Source organism: Roseicyclus sp. (assembly GCF_052168335.1).
In the GTDB taxonomy this organism is placed as follows: Bacteria; Pseudomonadota; Alphaproteobacteria; order Rhodobacterales; family Rhodobacteraceae; genus Roseibacterium.
This window is the reverse complement of record NZ_JBQLZP010000045.1, coordinates 1-4,566: the sequence shown is the minus strand read 5'-3', so window position 1 is coordinate 4,566 and position 4,566 is coordinate 1. Positions and strand designations below refer to the sequence as shown.

The following is a 4,566-nucleotide window of genomic DNA, read 5'->3' as shown; positions in this document are numbered from 1 at the left end:
GCCTCGGTGCTGCTCGGCCTCGCCATCGCGACGATCATGCGGCAGAACCGCCATCTCTCGGCGGCGGCCGTCTCCTGGAGGCGGACCGCGGGCGAGCTCGAGCGCGAAGTCGACCGCCGTGTCCGGGCCGAGGACGTCGCGACCGAGCGCCAGCGCCTCCTCGACGAGGTCGGCGCGCTGACGGCGCAGCGGCAGGGCATCCTCGAGAACATGTCCGAGGGGGTCATCGCGCTCGACGAAAGGGGCCGCGTCATCTACGCCAACCGCGAGGCCTGGAAGCTCCTCGGCCCGCTGCGGGAGGAGGAGCAGGACTTCGCCGAACTCCTCGAGACGCGGCAGCTTCTCGCGGCGGACGGTGCCCCGCTCGCCCCCGAGGCCGGACCGGACCGCCCGCCGCTCCGGGGCGAGGATCTCGAGGAGACGGAGTATCTCGTCCGGACCGCGACCGGCCACCATGCCTCGTGCCACTTCCGCGGCGGGTCCATCTTCGGCCCGGACGGCAGCGTGACCGGCGCCGTCCTGACCCTCTGGGATGTGACCGAGCGCAAGCGCGACGCCGAGCGGCGCGATCTGCTGATGCGCGAGCTCGACCACCGGGTGCGCAACATGCTGGCCACGATCACCGCGATGATCCGGATCAGCGACGAGCCCGCGCAGAGCAAGGCGGACTTCGTGGCGGCGCTGAGCGGCCGGGTGGGCGCGATGGCGCGCACCCACGGCGTGCTGTCCGAAGGCCGCTGGGAAGGGGCCACGATGGGCCGGCTCATCGACGACGAGATGGGCCGCGCCGCCGATGCGCGGCAGCTCGAGCTCGAAGGCGACCGCGGCGTGGTCCTGCCGCCGAAGGAGGCCGCCGACCTCGCCCTGGCACTCCACGAGCTGTCGACGAACGCGATCAAGTACGGGGCCTGGTCGGTGCCCGACGGACGGGTGAGCCTCGGCTGGTCGATCGAGCCGTCCGGAGACCGGCCCATGCTGCGCGTCGTCTGGAAGGAGACCGGGGGGCCGCCGGTCTCGGGGCCGCCCGCGCGCAAGGGGTTCGGGACGTCGCTGCTCCTCGGGCTCTTCACCGATGGCGACGGCGTGCGTCTCGACCACGCGCCCGACGGGCTGCGCTGCGTGCTCTGCGTGCCGTTGCCCGCGGGAGGGCAGGACACGCGGGAGGGCGCCCCCGCGCCCGAGCCCGCCGCCCCGGCGGCGGAGGACGCCGCGCTCGCGGGCCTTCGCATCCTGGTGGTCGAGGACGAGGCGATCGTGCGGCTCGACCTCGTCGAGATGCTGCGCGAGGCCGGGGCCGCGATCGTGGGCGAGGCCGGATCGCTGTCGGAGGCGCTGGAGAAGGCCGAGGCGGCCGATGTCGAGGTGGCGGTTCTCGACCGCAACCTCAACGGCGAGAGCAGCCTGCCGGTGGCCCGGCTCCTCGAGCAGCGTGGCGCCAGGATCGTGTTCGTCTCGGGCTACCGCGCCGCCGGTCATGGCGAGCGCGGGGACGACGACCACGTGCATCTGCAGAAGCCGATCTCGCCGGGGGACCTGGTGCGCGCCGTGCGCCGCGCGGCGCCGCGCGCGCGGTGAACCCGGGCGCGGGGCCGCGCCGTCAGCCGACCATGCGCGGCGGAGCGGCCTCGACGCTGATCGCCTGGTTGAACTCCAGATGAAACGTCGTGCCGACGCCTTCCTTGCTCTCGTAGAAGACGTCGCCCTCCATCTGCCGGGCCAGCCGCCGCGCGATGTGGAGGCCGAGCCCCGAGCCCTGCGTCGAGCCCTGCTTGCCGTTCGCCACCTGCCGGAAGCGGCCGAACACGACGTCCTCGTTGCCCTCCGGGATGCCGCGCCCGGTGTCCCGGATCGAGAGGCGCAGACGGCCGCCCTCATTGCGCAGCGTGCCCTCGACGACGCCCTTCTCGTCCGAGAACTTGATCGCGTTCGAGACGAGGTTGTCGATGATCTGCCGGATGGCGAAGGCGTCGCCGACCACCATCGCGGGCCGGTCGATCCGCGCGATGGCGAGGCGCACGCCCCGGGCGGAGGCGAAGGTCCTGTTCTCCTCGATGCTCTCCTCGAGGGACCGGGCGAGATCGACCCTCTGGCTTTCGAGAGACAGCGCGCCGAGGTCCATCTTCTGCGCGAGGAGGATGTCGTCCACGAGGCGCGACAGGCGCACGCCGCTGCGATGCGCGATCTCGAGCGAGGAGCGCACCTGGTCGCTGAGTTCGCCCAGACGGCCGCTGAGCGCGAGCGTGAGACCGCTCTTCAGCGAGGTCAGGGGCGTGCGCATCTCGTGGCTGACCACGGCGATGAACTCGTCCTTGGCGCGGTTGGCCTCGTCCGCCTTGCGCAGCGCCTCCTGCAGCGCGGCGCTGGCGGCGATGCGGTCCGTGATGTCGACGAAGGTGACGCTCCAGCCCAGGACCGGGCCCGCGGGATCGAGCGGGTTCTCGATCCCGGCCGACCGCGGCTCGTAGACCTTCTCCCCGACGCCGACATGGGCATCCCCGGCGGCGCGCCCCGAGAAGTCCATGTCGCGGATGACCGCCCTCAGCAGCGCCCCGCCCCCGTCGACCAGCGCGCTGCGCCGGGCGGCCATGTTCATGAGCACGACATTGCGCTGCCGGTCGATCAGGACGACGGGCTCGCTCATCGTGTCGAACAGGATCGACCGGCCGACGGAGGCCATGTCGATGGTCTTGTTGGACACCAGGAGCCAGGTGAAGAGCAGCACGCCCAGCGTGAAGAGGTAGGCCGTGGGATCGACGCCGAAGACCCGGAACCCGAAGCCGACATAGGCCGCATTGGCGACGAGCGGCGAGATCGTGACCCCGACGAGCGTCGCCAGCAGCGCCCAGGCGGACCGCCTCGCGCGCCGGAAGGCGCCCGCCAGCCGCCAGAGTGCCGCGAGCACGAAGGCGTAGAGGATGGCGATGATGACGTAGAAGGCCGGGCCGTGGTCGAAGTCGATGCGGTCGCTGCCGACGGGGATCGCCGTGGTGTCGAGGTAGAGGAGGTTGTGCCACGGGTTCGTGGCGGCGAAGGCCAGCGCCGCGACGGGGAACACGACGACGGCGACGCGCGCCTTGCCGGCGTGCGGCCAGGCGCCATTGCCGAGGTAGGATAGGACGAAGAAGCACCACGCGACCGGGACCAGCGCGTTCCCCAGCCACGCCACCGTCGCCCAGCCGAGCTGGCAGTCCTGGCCGGCCGAGGCCGCCTCGAGTCCCACGGACAGGAGCGTCCAGATCACGCCGACGAAGGTGAGGGCGTAGAAGACCTTGCCGTGGAACGCTTGCGTCCGGACGGTCCAGATCATCACCAGCGCGGCCAGCAGGCTGATGCCCGAGGCCACGAAGAAGAAATGATCCGCGTACAGCTCGTTGAAGCAGGTCATCGAGGTTGCTTGTTCATGGCGAAACTTGTCCGGCAGCATCGCCACCCGCGATGGTGAAATTCGGGCGTCGGAATGGCAAGTTCGCGCGCGGGCGCGGCGCGTCGCGAGCTTCGGGATGTGCCGCCCTGCGCGCCGGTTCGGGCGGCCTCCGTCCAGCAAGCGCAGGCCGAGGACGCCACCGCGCCGCCCGCGGGGGAACCGCGGGGCCTGCCACAGATTGGCCACCAACGCCCCGCTGCATCCGAACGGGCCGGCCCTGCCCCTCCCCGGTCGAGGTCGTTGCCCGATTGCCGGACGCGGCGCCCGAGACCGCTCAGGGCATGGCGGCATTCCCGCCGCTGGCGGTCCGGATCTCGACCTCGTCCCCGGCCGAGAGGCGCAGGTTGCTGACGAAGCCCGGCTGCGCCACGCGGTCATCGCCCTTGCGGACCGCGAGCGCGTTGCGGCCACCCGGTCCGGCGCCCGGCAGCGACCAGACCGGGACCTCCGCGTGGGAGAAGCCCGCCGACATCACCGCCGCACCCCGCATCCTGTAGCGCGTGACGAGGCCCCTGCCCCCGGCATGCTCCCCCGGACGCTCGGGCCTTTCGCCGAGCGCCTTCGACACGACCTCGAAGCCGTAGCGGGCCTCGGCCACCTCGACGGGGCAGTTGAACGTGTCGCCGTGGTTGGTGGAGAACATCGCGTCGTTGCCCGGACGCCGCCCGGTCGCGCCCCAGCCGCCCATCTGCGGCTCGACCATCGCGTAACGGCGGCCGGTCTCGGGGTGGGTTCCGGCGATCACCGTGCCGAAGATCGAGGCGAAGTGGCCCGCCGGCAGGTCCGCGCCCGCCTCGGTCGCGAGGCAGCGCCAGAGCATGTCCACGAGCCGGATGCGCGTCTCGAAATAGTAGCCGTGCGCCGCCTCGGGCGAGGGATCGAAGAGGCTGCCGGGCCGGGTCAGGACGGTCAGCGGCTCGAAGGAGCCCGCGTTGGCGAAGCGCTCGGGGTCGGTCAGCGCCTTGAAGAGGATCTGGCAGGCGATCACGGCGCCGTCGCGGCTGGCGTTGTAGGGCCCCGGGCTCTGGTCGGGCGCATCGCGCAGATCGACGGTGAAGCGGTCCGCCGCGATCTCGATCGCGGCGCGCCAGGTGCTGCCGTCGTCCTGCGGCTGGGCGATCGCGAAGCGCCCCTTCGGCAGC

The 4,566-nt window shown here is 72.1% G+C and carries 3 protein-coding genes; 1 reads left to right on the top strand and 2 read right to left on the bottom strand.

Translation table 11 applies throughout. The annotated features are described in order from the left end of the window. On the top strand, positions 1-1,575 hold a 1,575-nt coding region (locus tag ACTS11_RS01615; RefSeq protein WP_442638607.1), incomplete at its 5' end, for an HWE histidine kinase domain-containing protein. Between the two features lie 22 nt (positions 1,576-1,597). Here ACTS11_RS01615 and ACTS11_RS01610 read toward each other — a convergent pair. Next, complete coding sequence (locus ACTS11_RS01610; RefSeq protein ID WP_442638606.1) at positions 1,598-3,385, bottom strand: histidine kinase N-terminal 7TM domain-containing protein; 1,788 nt, start codon at positions 3,383-3,385, stop codon at positions 1,598-1,600. 313 nt (positions 3,386-3,698) lie between these two features. Beyond that, a partial coding sequence (locus ACTS11_RS01605) for a hydantoinase B/oxoprolinase family protein (protein ID WP_442638605.1) occupies positions 3,699-4,566 on the bottom strand: 868 nt, incomplete at its 5' end.